Here is a 1,672-nt window from a genome sequence, read left to right on the forward strand (position 1 = left end):
GACTCTCGGGGCCAGATGGCCGGGGGACAAAGGGTCGGAGTTTCTTGGGGGTGGCGGGTTTTTTCTCAGATTCAGACTCAAAGAGGCAGAAACCGTGTTTCATGCCGGGCCTGGAGATTTTAATCTGGTAGAAAAGGGAAGCTCGGGATTGAATCTTTTCGAGGGGTGCCAGGCAGGCAGAAGATATCCGGCCGGTGGGTGCGACGACGACGAAGATGGGATGATCGACGAGGATCCTCTCGATGGGATCGATAATGACAGCGATGGACTGGTCGATGAGGATTTTGCGGCCATTGGCCACACGATGACTGTTACCAGAGCTTCAATATCAGAGACAGGACTCTATCTCACTCAGAATAGTTTCGTATGGTCGTTCGGGCACGTAAGAGATTTTGTGGGGTTCACATCTCGAATCGGATATTTTCCTGATGGAGATGGCCCGTGGCCCGACCTGCTTGACGTAGACATAGCACAGCAGGTGGATTTCGATATAGGTAACGGGAAGGACAGAGGCAGGGGAAATGACGACAACTTCTTCCTGGTCAAGCAGGTGGCTGTTCCTGGCGGCGAAGTGGAGGAACCGACCCCCGGGATCTTCGGTGTGGCAGGGGGCGGAGAACCCGAATCTCCATTGGCGGCCGTAATAATTTTCCATGCTTGCGTTGAACGGGCACTGGAACCTGAAAGCGGATCCGTCGCTCAAGTCGAGTGCCGCCCGGTGATGATCGAACCGTCCCTCCTTGCATCCCCGATTGACGACCCGTTCGAATTCTGGGCAGAATATTCTGGAGATGCTGAACAAGAGAAAAAACCGGCAGGGCAGGGGGCCAGTGAAAAAATGGGAGAGGAAGACCCGGACAAGAACTTTTTCCCCTTTGGCAACGGTTTTGAACGGAACTCGGCGATAAGAGGCGATTATTCGATCGTAAACAAATTCGGTAAGATAGCGATGATAAAACCGGGCGAGACGGTCAGAATAGCGTGGGCTATTGTTTTCGGTCGCACCGGGGAACACCTGGCGGCGAACGCGGCTAGAGCGATGCAGACTTACCGCGGCGTCAAATATGATGCGGGAGGTCGATGCCACTGGATAGTGCCGGCAAGAAAAGCTGTTCGGGTGGAGGTCGAGGCGAAGCTCGTGCCGGTCTGGATCCAGGGAAAAAGACTGCCAGCGGTCTCTGTGGAGCTTCCCGGTAGTTTGGACGAGGATGTAGAATGGCTGAAGATCGCAGGTGTCCTGACAGAGGAATACGAGCAGATGTACGGGAGGGTGATGGTGACTATCAGGGAGGATCTGCCACAAAATGGCACACCGCTGATGATAGAAGGCCAGATGACCTGCGGCACATTGTTTCGGAGTATGATCGAGGCTGGTGAGATCGAGAATTTTACTGGAGACGAGTCCACCGCGCCCGACAAGCTGCCGGATGAAAGCTTGAGGATCTTCCCGAATCCTTTCGTGACAGACCTTAATATCAGTCTCAGCGTGCAAAAAGAACCCACCAGGCTTTTCAGCAGGCAGGGAGAAAGCCTGAGAGGAATAGGTTCGGTCAAAATATATGATGTCAAGGGCCGGCTTGTAAGGACCGTTCTCGAAGAGGAATTCCTGAACCCGGGAGACTATTCGATAGGTTGGGATGGAAAAGATGAGAATGGAACGATGGTACAACCC

General features: G+C 53.6%; 1 protein-coding gene. It reads left to right on the forward strand.

Annotated features, from left to right (window positions below):
- Nucleotides 1-1,672: hypothetical protein (locus KOO63_06705; protein MBU8921491.1), on the forward strand; the 1,672-nt coding region annotated here is incomplete at both ends.

It is taken from the genome of Candidatus Latescibacterota bacterium, from assembly GCA_019038625.1.
Lineage (GTDB): Bacteria > Krumholzibacteriota > Krumholzibacteriia > Krumholzibacteriales > Krumholzibacteriaceae > JAGLYV01.